This is a genomic window from Rhodococcus ruitaii, assembly GCF_055230935.1.
In genome coordinates, this window is sequence record NZ_JBUYWC010000015.1 from 146,088 (window position 1) to 162,982 (window position 16,895).

18 protein-coding genes are annotated in these 16,895 nt (G+C 66.7%); 14 read left to right on the top strand and 4 right to left on the bottom strand.

What is annotated here, in order from left to right; genetic code table 11:
* Window positions 1–11: 11 nt before the first annotated feature.
* The 5 genes from ACZI8W_RS19785 (at window position 12) to ACZI8W_RS19805 (ending at window position 4,227) form a co-directional block, all read left to right on the top strand.
* On the top strand, window positions 12–863 hold the full coding sequence (locus ACZI8W_RS19785; protein ID WP_463370204.1) for an SMP-30/gluconolactonase/LRE family protein: 852 nt from the start codon (window positions 12–14) through the stop codon (window positions 861–863).
* 93 nt (window positions 864–956) lie between these two features.
* Window positions 957–1,475 carry a peptidase gene (locus ACZI8W_RS19790; RefSeq protein ID WP_463370205.1) on the top strand — a complete coding sequence of 173 codons (519 nt, stop codon included), beginning with the start codon at window positions 957–959 and terminating at the stop codon, window positions 1,473–1,475.
* Window positions 1,476–1,728: 253 nt separating this feature from the next.
* Window positions 1,729–2,427, top strand: a complete 699-nt coding sequence (locus ACZI8W_RS19795; protein ID WP_463370206.1) for a TMEM165/GDT1 family protein — start codon at window positions 1,729–1,731, stop codon at window positions 2,425–2,427.
* Window positions 2,428–2,554: 127 nt separating this feature from the next.
* Window positions 2,555–2,971: a MarR family winged helix-turn-helix transcriptional regulator gene (locus ACZI8W_RS19800; protein ID WP_463370244.1), complete on the top strand. Its 417-nt coding sequence runs from the start codon at window positions 2,555–2,557 to the stop codon at window positions 2,969–2,971.
* Window positions 2,968–4,227: an MFS transporter gene (locus ACZI8W_RS19805; protein ID WP_463370207.1), complete on the top strand. Its 1,260-nt coding sequence runs from the start codon at window positions 2,968–2,970 to the stop codon at window positions 4,225–4,227. The genes ACZI8W_RS19800 and ACZI8W_RS19805 overlap by 4 nt, the downstream gene beginning before the upstream one ends.
* 3 nt (window positions 4,228–4,230) lie before the next feature.
* On the opposite strand, the gene ACZI8W_RS19810 is transcribed toward ACZI8W_RS19805, so the two are convergent.
* A complete protein-coding gene (locus ACZI8W_RS19810; protein WP_463370208.1) occupies window positions 4,231–5,679 on the bottom strand; it encodes a DUF6924 domain-containing protein in 1,449 nt (482 codons plus the stop codon).
* Window positions 5,680–5,791: 112 nt separating this feature from the next.
* Between ACZI8W_RS19810 and ACZI8W_RS19815 the strand changes: the two genes are divergently transcribed.
* The 4 genes from ACZI8W_RS19815 (at window position 5,792) to ACZI8W_RS19830 (ending at window position 10,579) form a co-directional block, all read left to right on the top strand.
* Window positions 5,792–7,378 (top strand): hypothetical protein, encoded by a 1,587-nt coding sequence (locus tag ACZI8W_RS19815; protein ID WP_463370209.1) that lies wholly within the window; start codon window positions 5,792–5,794, stop codon window positions 7,376–7,378.
* 65 nt (window positions 7,379–7,443) lie between these two features.
* Window positions 7,444–8,829 (top strand): decaprenylphosphoryl-beta-D-ribose oxidase, encoded by a 1,386-nt coding sequence (locus ACZI8W_RS19820; protein WP_463370210.1) that lies wholly within the window; start codon window positions 7,444–7,446, stop codon window positions 8,827–8,829.
* A gap of 86 nt (window positions 8,830–8,915) precedes the next feature.
* Window positions 8,916–9,683, top strand: a complete 768-nt coding sequence (locus ACZI8W_RS19825; protein ID WP_463370211.1) for an SDR family NAD(P)-dependent oxidoreductase — start codon at window positions 8,916–8,918, stop codon at window positions 9,681–9,683.
* 74 nt (window positions 9,684–9,757) lie between these two features.
* Window positions 9,758–10,579, top strand: a complete 822-nt coding sequence (locus ACZI8W_RS19830) for an alpha/beta hydrolase (protein WP_463370212.1) — start codon at window positions 9,758–9,760, stop codon at window positions 10,577–10,579.
* A gap of 8 nt (window positions 10,580–10,587) precedes the next feature.
* Here ACZI8W_RS19830 and ACZI8W_RS19835 read toward each other — a convergent pair whose 3' ends face one another.
* Both ACZI8W_RS19835 and ACZI8W_RS19840 read right to left on the bottom strand, forming a co-directional pair.
* Window positions 10,588–10,791: a cold-shock protein gene (locus ACZI8W_RS19835; RefSeq protein WP_463370213.1), complete on the bottom strand. Its 204-nt coding sequence runs from the start codon at window positions 10,789–10,791 to the stop codon at window positions 10,588–10,590.
* Between the two features lie 390 nt (window positions 10,792–11,181).
* A complete protein-coding gene (locus ACZI8W_RS19840) occupies window positions 11,182–11,904 on the bottom strand; it encodes an SDR family oxidoreductase (protein WP_463370245.1) in 723 nt (240 codons plus the stop codon).
* On the opposite strand from ACZI8W_RS19840, the gene ACZI8W_RS19845 reads away from it, so the two are divergent.
* Window positions 11,821–12,735 (top strand): LysR family transcriptional regulator, encoded by a 915-nt coding sequence (locus ACZI8W_RS19845; protein WP_463370214.1) that lies wholly within the window; start codon window positions 11,821–11,823, stop codon window positions 12,733–12,735. The genes ACZI8W_RS19840 and ACZI8W_RS19845 overlap by 84 nt on opposite strands.
* 31 nt (window positions 12,736–12,766) lie before the next feature.
* On the opposite strand, the gene ACZI8W_RS19850 is transcribed toward ACZI8W_RS19845, so the two are convergent.
* Window positions 12,767–14,362, bottom strand: coding sequence for a TM0106 family RecB-like putative nuclease (locus ACZI8W_RS19850; protein ID WP_463370215.1), 1,596 nt, complete (start codon window positions 14,360–14,362; stop codon window positions 12,767–12,769).
* 111 nt (window positions 14,363–14,473) lie between these two features.
* On the opposite strand from ACZI8W_RS19850, the gene ACZI8W_RS19855 reads away from it, so the two are divergent.
* From ACZI8W_RS19855 to ACZI8W_RS19870, 4 genes are read left to right on the top strand one after another with little or no spacing between them, the layout of a single operon-like run.
* A complete protein-coding gene (locus ACZI8W_RS19855; protein ID WP_463370216.1) occupies window positions 14,474–15,160 on the top strand; it encodes a DUF6474 family protein in 687 nt (228 codons plus the stop codon).
* A 7-nt stretch (window positions 15,161–15,167) separates the two neighbouring features.
* Window positions 15,168–15,662: a hypothetical protein gene (locus ACZI8W_RS19860; RefSeq protein ID WP_463370217.1), complete on the top strand. Its 495-nt coding sequence runs from the start codon at window positions 15,168–15,170 to the stop codon at window positions 15,660–15,662.
* A gap of 29 nt (window positions 15,663–15,691) precedes the next feature.
* A complete protein-coding gene (locus ACZI8W_RS19865) occupies window positions 15,692–16,357 on the top strand; it encodes a YcnI family protein (RefSeq protein WP_463370218.1) in 666 nt (221 codons plus the stop codon).
* 14 nt (window positions 16,358–16,371) lie between these two features.
* Entirely contained in the window at window positions 16,372–16,890 is a 519-nt protein-coding gene (locus tag ACZI8W_RS19870; RefSeq protein ID WP_463370219.1) for a copper resistance CopC family protein, read from the top strand.
* The last annotated feature ends 5 nt before the right edge of the window (window positions 16,891–16,895 follow it).

A 16,895-nucleotide genomic window follows, 5' to 3' on the forward strand; every position in this document is an offset into this window, starting at 1 on the left:
CGTGAGCGCCCATGACACCTCCCCCGCTCGACACCGTATCTACCGGCCTGGCCTTTCCCGAATGCCCACGCTGGCACGACGGGCGGCTCTGGTTCTCCGACGTGTACGCGAACGACGTGCATCGCCTCGATCCGTCTACCGGATCGTCCGAGGTCGTCGCCCACATCGATGGCCATCCGGCGGGGCTCGGGTTCCTTCCCGACGGGCGGCTGCTCATCGCCGTCGGACACACCCGCATGGTGATGCGGCGCGAACCCGACGGCACGCTCACCCCACACGCAGACCTGTCGGGCCTCGCGACCTGGCATCTCAACGACATGTACGTCGACGGTGCCGGTCGGGCCTACGTGGGCAACTACGGCGACGGCAGCGCCCCACCCGACCCGGTCCGCCCGGCGGTGCTGACGCTCGTCGAGCCGGACGGAACCGTACGTCCCGTTGCCGACGACCTGCTGTTCGCCAACGGAATGGTCGCGACGGCGGACGGTCGCACACTCGTCGTCGCCGAGACTCGCGCGATGCCGGGTCGTCTCACCGCTTTCACGGTGTGCGACGACGGCTCACTCACCGACCGTCGCACGCTGATCGAGTTCGATCGATCGGTCTTCCCGGACGGGCTCGCCATCGACCGTGACGATGCGGTCTGGGTCGCGTCGCCGTTCGGCAACGAGGTGATCCGGGTGACGCAGTCCGGATCGATCACGGAACGGGTGCCCGTCGCGAATCCGTACGCGGTGACGCTCGGCGGTGACGACGGGCGCGACCTGTTCGTCTGCACCGCCGAGAACTGGCAGCCCGAGATCGCGGCACGTGAACGCACCGGTGCACTCGTTCGGCTGCGGGTAGCTGTGCCGGCTGCATGAAGAGGTGTCTGGCACTCGACTCCTCTTGTGTGCCAGCAGGAAAAGCGGGCATTCTTCCCTCATCGCCCTGTGAACAATCGGAGGGACGCCTTGATGGAACCAGTGGGGATTGCCGCGTTCCATTCCGGTGGATCGCTGCGCGGGTTCGTGGTGACGGGACGGTGGCCGTCGACCACCCGCGAGTGGGCGCACCTGCTCGCGCTGACCGTGCGGGTGGCATCGTTGCCGGGTCTGCTGCCGACCTCGACGGTGTTCGGGGTCCGTGAGGAACTGCCGGACGATCCGCAACCCGGCACCGTCGGCTTGGTCCTCGCCGCCGGACCGGTGCTCGGCGAGACAGCGGTGGAGCCGGGATGCTTCGCGCAGCATCTGCCTCCGGCACTGATCGTGCTGCATCCGCCGTCGGAGACGACGACGTCGCTGCCCGAGAATGCGGGCGCGGCCTCGGGGTGCCTGCTCCTGCCCGGGTTGCCGTATCTCGGACTCGACCATCGCGCCGCATGGGTGGAGGCCGAAGCGGATGGAACTGTGACGTCGCTGGTCAGTAAGGTGAACGTCGACCCCGGTAGCGATCCCGACACCGCAGTTCTGGCCATGCTGCTCGCCGCATGACGCTATGCCGTAAATGAGAGTTCGGTTCTACTAAACTTAGCATTACCTTTACATCGCCTGCTTTCGCACGCTAGTGTCGGGAAAGCGAAGGGGAGTAGCCCCCAATCGCCCTGTCGACACACTGGCCGCAATCGGCCCGGCACGGCGAACCGGACGACCTCCGGTGGGCGAGACCTTCGGTCGCCGACGCACCACGCGTCCGGCGTCCGGAGGAAGCCCGTTTCCTCCACAGACGAAGGAGGAAACGCCGCTCATGTGGTCTGCAGTCGTACTGAGTTTCGCAGTCATCTTCATCGCCGAACTCGGCGACAAATCCCAGTTGATGGCGATGACGTTCGCATTGCGCTACCGCTGGTGGGTAGTGTTGTCGGGCATCCTGTTCGCCACCACCGCCGTGCACCTCGTCTCGGTCGCAGTGGGCCACTATCTCGGTGTCGCGATCCCCACCGTCGCCATCTCGCTCATCGGTGGAGTCGCTTTCCTGCTGTTCGGTGCGTGGACGCTGCGCGGCGATTCGCTCGACGACGACGAGCAGTCCAAGGCAGGCCGCGTCACGCGGTCGGCGTTTCTGGCCGTCACCTCCGCGTTCTTCCTCGCAGAGCTCGGCGACAAGACGATGCTCGCGACCATCACCCTCGCGACCGACAACGACTGGATCGGCGTCTGGATCGGGTCGACGGTCGGCATGGTCGCTGCCGACGCCCTCGCCATCGTCGCCGGCGTCGTCCTCGGACGGCACCTGCCGGAGAACGCGATCCGCTTCGGGGCCTCGGCGCTGTTCTTCGGATTCGGCGCGTGGATGCTCGGAGCCGGCATCGCCCCCGACGCGCCCGCGGTCGGCCCCGTCGCCGGGGGTGTCACCCTCGTGGTGGCGGCGCTGGCGATGCTCCTGTTCACGCGTCGCACCCGCAAGGCGGGCACCGCCGAACCCGTTCACAACGCGTCCGTGTGACTTCTCCCGCGGGGCACACACCCTGCACCCCCCGACAGGTATATGCTTGCCGATAGGCAAATACTTGGGAGGTGCGGAACCGGTGAGCACAGAATCATTCGATCCCGACGAGGTGAATCGCCTCCGCATCGCACTCGGCCGCATCGCACGCCGCGCCTCCCGCCCGGCAGGAGACGGCAGCCTGACACCGTCGCAGGCATCCCTGCTCGGCACGGTCGCGCGGCGGAAAACCGTCGGAGTACGCGAACTGGCCGATCTCGAAGGCCTGAACCCCACGATGTGCTCGCGCATGCTCGGCAAACTCGACGACGCGGGGCTCGTGTCGCGTTCGTCCGACACCGACGACAAACGCGTCGTCGTCGCCTACATCACCAGCGACGGCGCGGCGCTCGCCGAAGAACTCCGGACCCGGCGCACTGCACTGTTCACCGAACACCTCACCGAACTGAGCGAACACCACGTCGACGCACTGCACGACGCACTCCCGGCACTCGAGGCCCTCGCCGACAGCATGGGCTGCGGCAGAAGCGAGGCGCGCAGGTGACCGTCCTCGCCGATATCCGTGGAAACACATTCGCCGCCCTGCGCGGCCCCAACTTCCGACGCTACATCGCAGGCCAGGCGACCTCCCTCATCGGCACCTGGATGCAGATCGTCGCGCAGTCGTGGCTCGTCCTCCAGCTGACCGGATCCGCCACCGCCATCGGGATCGTGCTGGCCCTGCAGACCGTCCCGATGTTGCTTCTCGGCCCGTACGGCGGGGTCATCGCCGACCGCTCCGACAAACGCAGACTCATGATCGGGCTGCAGTCCACGATGGGCCTGCTTGCCCTGATCCTCGGGGTGCTCGTCATCACCGATTTCGTGCAACTGTGGCACGTGTACGTCCTCGCACTCGCGCTCGGACTCAACCAGTGTTTCGAGAATCCGGCGCGGCAGTCGTTCATGCTCGAGATGGTCGGACCCGAGGACCTGCGCAACGCCGTGAGCCTACAGTCGACCCTGGCGTCCGTGTCACGCATGATCGGCCCCGCGGTCGCCGGCCTCGTCATCGCCGCCGGCGGTATCGGGATCTGCTTCCTGCTCAACGCCGCAAGTTTCGTCGCGGTCGTGACCTCACTACTCACTCTCGACGTATCGAAGCTGCGTCCGTCTCGCCCGACTGCGCGGGCCAGAGGCCAGTTGCGCGAGGGTTTCGCCTACGTACGGAGCACACCCGATCTGGCGGTACCGCTGACCATGATGGCGCTCATCGGCTGCCTCGCCTACGAATTCCAGGTGGTGCTCCCGGTACTGGCCGACCACACCTTCGAGGCCGGAGCCGGCGCATACGGCTTCCTCACCGCCGCGATGGGGGCCGGTTCCGTGGTGGGCGGTCTCGTCGTCGCCACGTGGGGCCGGACCGGCATCAAGCCACTCGTGTTTGCCGCCCTCGCATTCGGTGTGGCCATGGCCGTCGCTGCTGCCGCACCATCCCTGCCGATCCTGATCGCGCTCATGGTGGTCGTGGGTGCCCTGAGCGTCACGTTCACCTCGAGCGCGAACAGTTCACTGCAACTCGCCGCCGCACCGCAGATGCGCGGACGAGTGATGGCGCTGTGGGCGGTTGCGTTCCTCGGATCCACCGCGATCGGCGGACCCGTCGCCGGGTGGGTCGTCGAACAGTGGGGTGGTCGGGCCGGACTGCTGCTCGGTGCCGGCGCATGCGTCGTCGCGGCACTGATCGGCGCAGCGGTGCTGCAACGGCGGAAGAGTACCCCGTCCCGCGATCGGAGTCGCACTCGCATCGGTCCCCTGTGATGATCAGGAGTATCCGCGGTAGATCCCATCGGGACCGACATCGCGCGCGAAGTCCTCGAAGTCGACATTGGAGATCGACAGGTTGTACTCGACCTCCCACATGCGCGTGGGAATCACGCGGAACGTATCGCCCCGCGCGTGGCCGGTCTCTTCGGGGCCGGTGTCGACGGCAAGGATCGGATGCTCGGGATCGGTGACGGTGATGGTGTCGGCGATGAAGACGTAGTACACGGGCCGCTCCCCGATCGCATCGAGCAGTGCCGCGATGGTCAGGCCGTCGTACTGGGAATTGTCGATGCAGGTCAGTACGGCCGCGAAATCCGATTCGTCACCCTCCCCCGGCGCGGTGGCGGCCTTCACGGTCTCGCGCCACGCCTCGGCGTCGGTGAAGTCGGTGCGGATCAGCAGGGAGACCCCGTACTGGTCGTCGAGGTAGTCGTCGAGACGCCGACCGGTTCCCAGGAGTTCGGTGAGTTCGGCGTCGGCCTGCGCGGCCGCGTCTCGGGCCACGGTGTCGCGGATCTGCGCCGGTGTGGCCACCGGCGGATCGACCGGGGTGATCGAGTCGATGATGCGTGCGCAGTCGCCCGGATCGATGTCGGTGTGACTGCAGATCTCGTACGTCCACGAGCCGACCTCCAGGCGGTAGACAGATCGAGAATGTTCACGCATCCAGTCGAGTTCGGGTTCGCCGACGTCGGTGACCCATTGACGCAACAGAATCGAGTTGAATGAGGCGGCGACCTGCAGATCCAGCGCGCCGGTACGCGGATCACCGTCGACCGGCCGAACATCGACGGTGCGGGGCAGCCAACCCACCGTAGGCCGTGGCATCTGCTCGAGTGCCCGCATTTTCGCCTCGTGCTCGCGTTGCGCCGGCGACACGGTCTGGTCTTCCAGCTCGCGCACCGGGCCGGTCCAGGTGAACAGCGCCGGATCGAAATCTTCGTCGAGGACCGGGTCGGTCAGGTACATCGATTGCGAGCCCTGCGTCCACGACAGGGCAACACCGAGTTCGGCGTCGATCACATAGGTGACGTCCACGCCGAACTCGGTGTCCGTGCACTGGACCTGCCACCCGGCGCGGTCGTGGACCTCGACCCGTCGAGGTTCGCTCGACGGCACCAACCGCGGCTGTCTGCTTGGGGAGGCGGACGGCAACCATTGGGTGTACGCCTGCAACAGAAGCGATGGGAATGCTCCGGCTCTCATCACCATCCGGTTCGGAGACTTGGCGACGTGCACCATCACCGCGTCCTCGGACCGGCGGTACTCGTCGGTGTCGTTCTCGATGTAGGTGGGTTCGCCATCGGCGTTCTCGATACGCCACGAAGCGGGTGGCAGATACCGGACCCGCCCCACATACTCGTCACCGTTGTAGATATCGGCCCGCACAGCCCGGCCCATCGTGCTGTAACTCAGTCCCCGCACCTGAGGCCATGTCGTCGGCATGCACTCAACCTAGATCACCTGTTCGGTCGCCGGAGGAACCCCTGCGGCGGCTCGCCTTTCGTGTCGCTCGGAATACCGGTGCCACCGGCACGGCATCGTGCATGCTGGCACGGTGACCGAGCACGAGAAAGCACGGCTCCCCACTCACCTACCGGTGTTGGTGACCGTACTGTCGATCGAGGACGGGGAGACACCGCCACCGGAAATCGGGGCCGTCGCCGAGTTTCCGCTGCTATTCCGTGAGCTCCCCGCAGATCCGACCGATCCGTCGATCGTCACGCTGCGAGCCGTGGCCGAACCTCGACACTCGGGCACGCCGTCCCTTCAGCGGCCCGGCACCGACGAGCAGTGGTGGGAGTGGACCGTGCTGTTACGCGGCGCTGGGTGGACGGCCACCTGGTACACCCGCCGTCCGGTACTCGGCCAGGTCGAAGTCACCGGCGTCCTGACCGGCCACCTCGCGTACGCGACCACAGGCAGGGTCCGTGGTCGCGTCACCCGCGTGCAGGTGGCCTCCGACCTGTACCGACGAGCCCCGGACATCCCGGGCTCGCCGTGGCGGCCCGTGCCCGGTACCCGCCACTACCGTGACGTCACCGCCGCACCGAGGTTCTTCGCCCATGCCGCACGCACCACCGCGCCCGGCACGACGCTCGAAGGCACTCACGAGGTGGGCGTGTTGGTCGATCTGGATCTTGCCGACGTACCGCCGCCTCCGCTGCGGCCGAGTCTCGTTCCCGCCGCGGTGTCTGCACACGGCGCCGACCTGTGGGTGGCAGACCGCGAGCTTCCGCTCGTCGTTCGCATCGACTCTCACCGGCACGTCACCGAGTACACGCTGCCCGGGAAGATCTTCGACGACCCACCGGCCGAGCGCACCCGGTCCGTCCAGGCACACGCGCACGGGTGCTGGGTGAGTGGCGGGGACGGGATCTACCACTGCAACCCGGACGGCACCGTAGACAAGATCAGCGACACGTCGATACGAGACGCTGCCGCTCACGGCGAGATCCTGCTCGCCGTGGCGGTACCGAGCCGCGGTGCGGCCGAACTGGTATCGGCCCGGCCGGGCCAGGACCCGGTGTCGCACAGCCCCGAGCAGTGGGGTGATCTCGAGTCGATGTGCACCATCGACGACGGGTTTCTGTTGCTGTTCCGCCAGCGCGATCCGAACACCGGCGCACTGGGGGCGACCCGCCTGGTTCAGGTCGATCTGCACGGCACCCCGACCCCGGGTCCGCCACTGAGCACCGCCGTGACGTCCTACCGGCCGTTTCTGGCCGGCACCCCGCCGACGCTCTTCGACGGCGCCACTACCTATCGCGTGCTCGACGACCTCACCATCGTCGACGCGGCCCCCCTGCCCGACGGAGTGCTGTACGGCGGACAGATCGGCGCGGTGCTGTGGGTCGTCGATCATTCCCCGGACGGGACCGGCCGGCGAGGGTGGTGGCCGCTGCCGGGGCCGCCGACGTACACCGCCGATCATCAGTACTGGCTGTTCACCCGTCTCGATGTCTCGACCCGGGAACCGATCGCGAGTACACCGATCCGCAGTCCCCAACCGGACGTCACCGTCGACGGCGGCGGCACCGTGTGGGTCACGGGCGAGGGTCTGCACGCCCTTCCGGCACAGACGATGACCCCGCCGGTACCGCTCGATGTCGTCGAGTTGCTCGATCGATCACGAACCGTGTAGCCAGCGCCCACCGCACGGCATCCGACCGTGCCGACACAGTGGGCTCGCGCAGATATCGTGTCAAGGTGACTGTGACGACCGAGTTCAAGACCGAACGGCGTTCGCTGAGCGGGTGGGGTAGGCGTGCAGCGACGCCAGCAGACGTGCTCTCCACTCCCGATCTCGAGGTAATTGCACGGGCCGTGCGACACGCCGGTCCTCGCGGCGTCATCGCACGCGGACTCGGACGCAGCTACGGCGACCCCGCGCAGAATGCGGGTGGCCTCGTCGTCGACATGGCTGCGCTACACCGGATCCACCACATCGACCCCGGCTCGGGGATTGTCGATCTCGACGCAGGTGTGAGCCTCGACGCGTTGATGCGCGCCGTCCTTCCGTACGGGCTGTGGGTTCCGGTGCTCCCAGGGACCCGGCAGGTCACTATCGGCGGCGCGATCGGTGCCGACATTCACGGCAAGAACCATCACTCACACGGCAGTTTCGGCAACCACGTCGTATCCCTCGACCTGATGACCGCCGACGGAAGCGTTCGAAGTCTGTCGCCCTCAGGTGCCGACCGGGATCTGTTCTGGGCCACGGTCGGTGGAATGGGCCTGACCGGCATCGTCGTGCGGGCACGCGTACGGATGAAGCACACCGAGACCGCTTATTTCATTGCCGATCACGACCGCACGGCTGACCTCGACGAAACGATGGAACTGCTGACCGGCGGTTCCGACGACGGCTACGACTACTCAATGTCGGTGCCCGACACGATCTCAACCGGCGCGAAGCTGGGCCGAGCGGGATTCACCCGCGGGTCGCTGGCCACCCTGGATCAGCTTCCACCGAAACTTCGCCGCGACCCACTGCGGTTCAACGCCCCGCAGTTGTTCACCGTCCCGGACATCTTCCCGAGCGGCATGGTCAACCGGTTCACGACGAGGGTCGCCGCGGAGGCCGCCTATCGTATGTACCCGCGCCGCGGCCGGGAAACGATCCAGAATCTGACGCAGTTCTATCATCCGCTGGATCTGCTCGGAGAATGGAATCGGGCCTATGGTTCGAATGGGTTCATGCAGTACCAGTTCTCGGTACCGTTCGGTGCCGAGCAGCAGCTCGCGGATATCGTCCGATTGATTGCCGAGTCCGGTCACAGATCGTTCCTGAACGTGTTCAAACGCATGGGTGAGGGCAATCCGGCGCCGTTGTCGTGGCCGCATCCGGGCCTGATGCTCAGCCTCGACTTCCCGATGAAGGCAGGTCTCGGCAGGTTCTGCGACGAACTCGACGAGCGGGTCCTCGATCTCGGTGGCAGGCTCTACTTCGCCAAGGACTCACGTACCACCCCCGAGCGCATCGCCCGGATGTATCCGCGGCTCGAGGAATGGCGGGCCGCGCGGGATCGCATCGACCCCGACCGGGTATTCGTCTCCGACCTGGCTCGCCGGCTCCGTTTGGTCTCCGGGTAGGCATGGCCGGCGCTCTCCGTGGCGTCGGCGTCGTGCCGGGGGCATGATCGACGTGCATGGGTGTCCCCTGAGACAGGAGAACGACTGTGGAAATTCAAGGATCTGCCGCGCTGGTCACCGGTGCCGCATCGGGTCTCGGTGCCGCCACCGCACAGCGACTCGTCGACGCTGGAGCCACGGTGTTCGGGCTCGATCTAGAGCAGTCCATCGAACGCGTCGCCGACAACGCGCCCGCAGGAGTCACCCTTCTTCCCACTGATGTGACCAGCGGGGACGAAGTTCAGGCCGCCGTCGCCCGCATCGTCGAATCCGGTGTTCCGCTGCGCATCGTCGTCAACTGCGCCGGCGTGGGCTGGGCCGGGCGAATCCTGTCGAAGAACGGCCCACATGATCTCGAACTGTTCCGCACGGTCATCACGGTGAACCTGCTCGGCACGTTCAACGTGATGCGCCTGGCCGCCGATGCGATCGCCAAGACCGACACCGTCGACGACTCCGGTCAGCGTGGCGTCATCATCAATACCGCGTCCGTCGCCGCGTTCGAAGGCCAGATCGGGCAGATCGCGTACTCGGCATCGAAGGGTGGCGTGCACGGCATGACGGTGCCCGCGGCACGCGATCTCGCGCAGTTCGGCATCCGCGTCAACACGATCGCCCCCGGCATCGTCGACACACCGATGCTCGCCGGTGTCACCGAGGACTACCGCAAGGGCCTCGAAGCAGGCGTGCCGTTTCCGTCGCGGCTCGCACACCCCGCCGAGTACGCGCAGCTCGCGCAGATGATCGTCGAGCACGACTACCTCAACGGCGAAACGATCAGGATGGACGGTGCGCTGCGCATGGCACCGCGATAGGCAGCTTCGCTGCCCGTGCGCGGTTTCGGTAGTGGGCCCTACCAAAACCGCGCACGATCGGATACACAAGGACTGTGCGGATCACTCTCGTCGTCGTACTGATAGCCGTGATCGCCGGAGTCGCGGCGTGGGCACTGCAACGACGGTTGATCTTCCTCCCCGACACCTCGACCCCGCCCGCCGCCGCGACGGTACTGCCGGGCGCCGAGGACGTCGTCCTGACGACATCGGACGGTCTCGAACTCGGAGCCTGGTTCGTCCCCGGCCGCAATCCGACCGGGCCCGGCGCCGACTTCACGGTTCTCCTCGCTCAAGGTAACGGTGGCAACCGGCTCGGGCGCGCGCAGACCGCGGCCGATCTCGCCGCCGCAGGATTCTCGACGCTGTTGTTCGACTACCGCGGATACGGCGGCAACCCGGGTAGTCCCTCCGAAGACGGTGTAGTCCGCGACGCCCGCGCGGCACTGCAGTATCTGCGAGACCGGGAGGATGTAGACCCGAATCGAGTGCTGTACTTCGGAGAGAGTCTGGGCTGCGCCGTGGTGACTGCACTGGCCGCCGAGGCGCCACCATCCGGAATGCTTCTGCGCTCGCCGTTCACGGACCTTGGAAGCATCGCGCGTCACCACTACCGGATCGTGCCGAATGTCGTTCTGAAGGACAGATTCCCGGTGGCCGACATCGTCGCGCACCTCGATGTTCCCATCACCGTCGTCTACGGCACCGCCGACAGCATAGTGCCGGCCCAGCAGAGCATCACGGTGGCAGACAGTGCGCGGAACCTCGTCGAACTCGTCGAACTGCCCGGTCTGGAACACAACGATCCGCCGATGTTCGGCACGCCGGTCGTGGAGGCGTTGTCACGATTGACCGATGCTGCGCGGCGCTTCCGTTAGCGAATCGGTCAGACTGTCCGCACATTCTGGGCTTGTCGCCCCGACACCGCGAAGCCGATCTCGTATTCGACACGCTGGTTGTCCTCCAGCGTTTTGAAACCGTCGCCCGCGATCTCCGCATAGTGCACGAATATCTCGGCGGTACCGTCGTCCGGGGTGATGAATCCGAAACCCTTTGCGCTGTTGTACCACTTCACGATGCCCTGCGTCATACCGCGACCTCCATACCGACGACGATGAGCGCGGCGTTCCGAAGCCCAGCGGGCCACGTGGTCCGATCCCCCTGACAACTGCGAGTGCGGCACCAGCGCGGAGCCTCTCGAATCCGGTTGCATATGTGAACGGCCACAGCCGAATACGCGCCTCGAAATACGTTCTACATCACGGCGATAGCGGATGCCACCCGGCCGAAAGTCCAATTTGTGCTGGTGAAGGCCGAGTTGGTGCAGGAAAAACCGCTTGGGGCCAGGTAGAAGGCTCGCCCCGACGAGGGCAGAAGAAGGACTTTCGATGAGAGTATCGAGGACCTTCGGCCACATGGGAAGAGTCTTCATGCCCCCTTACTGCTCACGGTCGCTGACTACTCGGGGTTGCGGCGTGAATCACCGTGTGGTGTACCCACCGTTCGCGAAGATCGTCTGACCGGTGACCCATCCACCGGCGCCGGCGAGGAAACCGATCAACGGTGCAATGTCCTCGATGCAGGTGAGCCTGTTTCCCTGTGCCTGCGATTTGTGGAAGGCGACCCGCTCGTCCGATTCCTGCGGGTAGAAGAACGGCGTGTCCATCGGCCCGGGTCCGACTGCATTCACCGAGATCCCCCGATCCGCGAATTCCTTGGCGCCGGCGCGGGTGAAGTGCTCGACCGGGCTCTTACCGCCCGCATACGTCGAGTAACCGTCGGTGAACGCGGCGAGCAGCGACGTCACCACAGTGATGATCCGGCCACCATCACGCAGCCGCTTCCCTGATTCCTGGATGAAGAAGAACGCCAACTTCGCGTTGATGTCGAACATCGCGTCGTACTCGTCCTCGGTGGTCTCGACGATCGGCTTGCGCAGCACCTTCCCGACTGTGTTGACAGCGATATCCACGCCACCGAACGTCTCGATCGCTGTATCGAACAGCGACCGCACGGTATCGAGTCGCGTCAGGTCACCGGAGAAGGTGAGTGCGCGCGCACCGGCCGCCTCAACGGCGCGCGAGGTGCGTATCGCGTCGGGAGCCGACGACTCGCCGTGATGGTGCACAACGACGTTCGCGCCCTGCTCAGCAAGGGTTTCGCTGACGAGGCCGCCGAGGTTCTTGGCTCCACCCGTGACGATCGCGGTCTTGCCTTCGAGAACGTCACTCGGGCAGCAGCCGAGCTACATCTCACTCAGCAGGCAGTGAGCAGCACAATTCGAACGCTCGAACGAGATCTGTGTGTGACCCTGTTCGAGCGATCCGGCAGACGCATCAGTTTGACCGCGGCGGGCACTGCACTGATCGGCGGTGCCCGCCCCCTGCTCAACGCGAGCAACTCGCTGGTGCACGCCACCCGCGACGCCGGTCGCAGTGCGCGCGATCATCTGACCATCGCGCACACCCCCGCGATCTCGTCGGACGAGGTGTTCGATCTGATCGCGCCGGTACGACGACGGTATCCCGATGCGCCGGTGACCGCGCGACACATCTTCCCCGACGAAATCGTTCCCGCTCTACGCGCAGGCACCGCCGACATCGCGCTACGTCGCGGGGCGACGACACCCGACGACGTCGACGCCGCGGTGGTCTCCTATACGCCGCTGTACGTGGCAGTGTCGTCGAGCCACCGGTACGCGGACCGGGAACGGGTGGAACTCGACGAACTCGCCTCGGACCCACTGATGTTGTGGGGTCCGCCGGGCACATCGTTCTACGCCGACTTCCTCATGTCCGTGTGCCGTCGTGCCGGATTCGAACCGCAGGTGGTGATCAACCACATCCAGGGCACCGCCCCCACCACCGCGGTGATCGGCACCGACTGTTTCGCATTCGTCACCGCCGAACCCGGCCGCTACCACCACGGTCAGACGACCGTTCTTGCAGTGGACGGGGATCCGGTCGTGCCGCTGCAGGCGCTCTGGCTGCGTCACACCCACTCTCCGATTCGGCAGGCACTGATCACCCAATGAGATCCGTACCGGAATCGCGGGCTCGCCGGAGTCAGAGATCAGCGATGTACGGAATATCCTGAACCGCACTGTTGCTCATCCATTCGCGAAGAGCCTTGGTCGCTATCACATCGTCCTCGTTGTACTCCAGCAGTCGCGTGCGCTGCGACAGATCGGGCTCACCGCCGTCGTAACCGACAGCCTCGCGATACCACGCCATCGACGCCTCGCCGCCGGCCTCGTCGTCGCGCCAACGATGCCCTGCCAGCGGTGCGATCTTCTTGAGGCCCTTCCCGTTCGGGCACACGAACTGATCGGTCACCGCCTGATAGATGTCCACCCACTGCGGCGACGAGATGAACTCCTTGACCTCCGCCTCGGACGGCACTCCAGGATAGCCGTGGAAGCGCCGGGCCGACGACAACAACCATTTGTCCTCCGCCGCCCGTGAATAGCAGTAGGCAGCAAAGGTCTTTCCACGACGCTCCGCCGCGCGACGCTCCGCCGACAACCACGTCCAGAACTCCCCGAACGAGCGCGCCTCGTCTGTCGAGGGCACCGGCTGCCACGTCGAGAACGGCCGGTACACCGACTGCACATCGGTATTGAGCAGCGTCCCCCACAGGTAGGCGCCGTGCTCGTGGTAACTCTCCATGTCCACATCGATCTCGACATCGGCGCGCGCAACATGGACCTGCCGGTAGCGGCGCACCAGCGGCGCGCCGGCGAGCCATGCCTTCGCGACTACGATCGCGTCCTCGAACGGCCCCTGCGGCCACGCCTCGGGTTGTCCACCGCTCCAGCCGGCGAGCCCGTCGATGGTGGCGACGCCGACTTCGCGCAGCACGTCGGCGCGCTGCCCCGGCGCGACCAGCGACACGTCGCGCCGTTCGGTCAACTCGGAACGGCAGCGTTCCCACCACGGGCAGGTACGGCACTCTCCGATCTGTGACGGCACGGTCGGCACATTCCCGCGCGCGATGTCGAGGCGGTCGGCGAGCCGCGTGTCATAGTCGTCGAGGACAGCGCTCAAGTCGTGGACGAGGACGCAGTCGGCGTTGTATCCGATCGCTCCGGCCACCTGCGCAGGGCTGGCCAGCCCGTGTCGTTCGAGCATCCGGTACAGATGGGCGACGCGCATCTGGTCGGCCGAGTGCGCCCGCACCTTGCGGTTCTCGTCGACGGCCGGTGCCCACTCGAACAGGTCGGAGGTGATGGCACCCCGCCCCGGGTCGGTGACCTTGTGGTTGACGACGATCACCGGGATGTAGCCGCCGCGCTGCGTGTCGCGGAGCAGGATTTCGGATCGGCCCCGGCGGCCGGTGTCGGGTTCGACGGGCAGGACCGCGCCCCAGATGCGGTCGGCGCCGGATCGGCACGCGTCGAGGGTCCGGTCGGCCCGCTGCGCCATGGTGCCTTCCGCCGTGATGTGCACCCACCCCTGCGGGTCGGCGTCGAGCATCCGCTGCCGGATCGCCTCGCGGTGCGCTGCGGCGGCTTCCTGGCGTTGGGTGGCGCCCGAGTTCTTAGGCGCCGCGGACAGCTCCTCGGGGAACGTGGCGTCGAGAAATACCCGGTGACGGCACCGCGTCAGCGCGCTCGCCTCGATCGAGACGGGCCTGCGTCGCTGCTCACCGGTCTTCTCCACAACAGTCCAGGGTATTCGCTCGACGGGCGGCGCCTCGAAGCAGCACCGTCACGTTAGGCTGACCACGAGCGCGGGCGCGCTGCGGTCGTACCGAATGGAGGGTGCTGTTCGATGGGGTTGTTCACACGGCGGAAGCGGCGTGCCACCCGCAAGGCAGAGGCAAGAGCTCTCAAGCACAAGGCGAAGCTCGAGGCCAAGCTCGGCGCGAAGAACCAGTTCAAGAGTGATCGGCGCACAGCGAAGTCCCAGGACAAGCTCGCGAAGAAACTTGCCAAGTCGCAGGCCAAGCTCGACAAGGAGCTCGTGAAGTCGCAGGCCAAGGTCGAGAAAGAGCAGATCGCCACACTCAAGGCGCAGAAGAAGGCCGCTGAGAACCAGGGGCTGACCGCAGCGAAGGTCCGGCGTTACCTCGGGGTCGCGCGCCTGCTCGTGCCCGTGCTCGCACCCCTGGTCTACCAGGCCGCGACGGCTCTCCGCGGGCAGCTCGACGTCCGCCGCGCCCAGAAACTCGGTGTCGGTGTCGAGCAGCTCGGCGAGTTCACCGGTCACGGTGCGCGGCTCAGCGCTCGCATCGCCGCGGCCGAGCAGTCGGTCGCGAAGACCGAGGAGCTGCACCCGAAGGACGCGGAGACGAAGAGATTCGTCGACGCCATCCGCAGTCGCCTCACCGACCTGACCGCTGCGGTGTCCGCCGCCGAGCAGATGCCGGCTGCGCGCCGCAAAGCCGCGCACACCTCCATCAGCAACGAACTCGACGGAATCGAGGCGGACCTGCTGGCCCGCCTCGGTGTGCGCTGACCCACCGGTGACCACGAGCCCGGCCCTGCTCGGTGGCACCGCGGGCGTTTCGACCGCGGTGCTCGCCGTTGCAGCGCACGGCGCGGCAGGAGGTTCGGTACCGACGAACCCGGCCGTGGCGTTGCTGACGGCGGTTGCCGTCGGGGTCGGAATCATGGGAGCGCAGCGGCCGACCCTGTCGCCCGCCGTGCTGCTCGCCGCAGGGCAACTCGGAACACATCTCGTCCTGTCCTTGCTGACGGACGGGCATCTGCATTTCTCTGCGACGATGTTGGCTGCGCATGGTGTCGCCGTCGCCGGGTGCGCACTGCTCATCGGCATCGCCGACCGTCTCTACGCAGCGTGTACATCGGTGATTCAGTGTGTGCGGCCGTGGCGTCCCACGATCGCCGCACCCCCGGTTCTCCTACCGCGGATCGACACCGATCCGTACATTTTCCGCCCCTTCCCCTCCTGCATCTCTCGACGAGGTCCACCGGCCGTACGGTTCGCCGTTTCCTGACCCTCTTTCGAGAAAGCATCTACATCTTCATGAAGAACATCACCCGGGCCCTCGTCGGCTCCGGTGCCGCCGCGGCGCTGCTCCTGGCCGGTTCCGGCCTTGCCGCTGCGCACGTCACCGTCGTCGCACCGGGCGCCGAACAGGGCGGATATTCCGTCCTGACGTTCCGCGTCCCCACTGAATCCGAGACCGCCGGCACCACGGCGCTCACTGTCGAATTGCCCGACCTGCGGTCTGCGCGCACCGAACCGGTGCCCGGATGGACATCGACCGTCGAGAAGAATCCCGACACTCAGCTCGCCACCTCTGTCACCTGGACCGCCGACCCGGGCGTCGAAGTGGGTCCCGGCCAGTTCCAGCAGTTCGTGCTGTCCGCCGGGCCGCTCCCGGAGGAAGCGGACGTCGCGTTCCCGGCCACGCAGATCTACAGCGACGGTGAGGTCGTCGCATGGGATCAGGCCATGACCGGCGACGAGGAACCGGAGAAGCCGGCGCCCACCCTCACACTCGCCGCGAGCAGCGGTGACGCACACGGGCACGGCGCGAGCACCGAGACCGTCACCGACAACACGGCGGCCGAGTCCGGCAGCACCACCGACAACACGGCGCGGTGGCTCGGCGGCATCGGCCTGGTCCTCGGCGCGCTCGGCGCTGCGCTCGGCCTCGGCGCCGTGATCCGGGGGCGGCGCGCATGAATGGGGAACACATCATGAAGCGTCTCGGCACCGTCGTCGTCGCGCTCTTCGGCGCACTGATACTCGCCGCGGGCCCGGCCTCGGCGCACTCGGTCGCGCTCGGAAGCAACCCCGAGGAGGGCGAACAGATAGCGCAGGCCCCCGAGCAGGTCAGCGTGACGTTCAACGAAGCACTGCAACCACAGTTCGCGGCGCTCACCGTCGTCGGGCCCGACGGCAATCTGTGGTCCAAGAGCGACCCGATCGTCGACGGACCGACGATCAGCGTCGAGATCGACGGACTCGGCCCGGTCGGCGATTACACGATCGCCTACCGCGTGACCTCGGCCGACGGGCATCCCGTCAGCGGGACCCGCACGTTCACCCTCACCCAGGAGGGCACCGGCACCCCCGGTGAGGCCGCGGCGGGCGACGCCGCACCGGCATCCGATGTCGACAACGACGGGGGCCCCGCCATCTGGTGGTTCGTCGTGGCCGGTGTGATCGTCGTCGTCGCCGCGTTGTGGTTCGCATTGCGCAAACCGAAGGCCTGACAGTC

What these genes read in the sequence shown, in the direction of transcription:
- ACZI8W_RS19810 (WP_463370208.1), bottom strand. Translation starts at nt 5,679, where the DNA reads ATGCCGACGACATGGCCTCAGGTGCGGGGACTGAGTTACAGCACGATG.
- ACZI8W_RS19835 (WP_463370213.1), bottom strand. Translation starts at nt 10,791, where the DNA reads ATGACGCAGGGCATCGTGAAGTGGTACAACAGCGCAAAGGGTTTCGGA.
- ACZI8W_RS19870 (WP_463370219.1), top strand. Translation starts at nt 16,372, where the DNA reads ATGAAGCGTCTCGGCACCGTCGTCGTCGCGCTCTTCGGCGCACTGATA.
- ACZI8W_RS19855 (WP_463370216.1), top strand. Translation starts at nt 14,474, where the DNA reads ATGGGGTTGTTCACACGGCGGAAGCGGCGTGCCACCCGCAAGGCAGAG.
- ACZI8W_RS19785 (WP_463370204.1), top strand. Translation starts at nt 12, where the DNA reads ATGACACCTCCCCCGCTCGACACCGTATCTACCGGCCTGGCCTTTCCC.
- ACZI8W_RS19865 (WP_463370218.1), top strand. Translation starts at nt 15,692, where the DNA reads ATGAAGAACATCACCCGGGCCCTCGTCGGCTCCGGTGCCGCCGCGGCG.
- ACZI8W_RS19790 (WP_463370205.1), top strand. Translation starts at nt 957, where the DNA reads ATGGAACCAGTGGGGATTGCCGCGTTCCATTCCGGTGGATCGCTGCGC.
- ACZI8W_RS19845 (WP_463370214.1), top strand. Translation starts at nt 11,821, where the DNA reads ATGGTGCACAACGACGTTCGCGCCCTGCTCAGCAAGGGTTTCGCTGAC.
- ACZI8W_RS19795 (WP_463370206.1), top strand. Translation starts at nt 1,729, where the DNA reads ATGTGGTCTGCAGTCGTACTGAGTTTCGCAGTCATCTTCATCGCCGAA.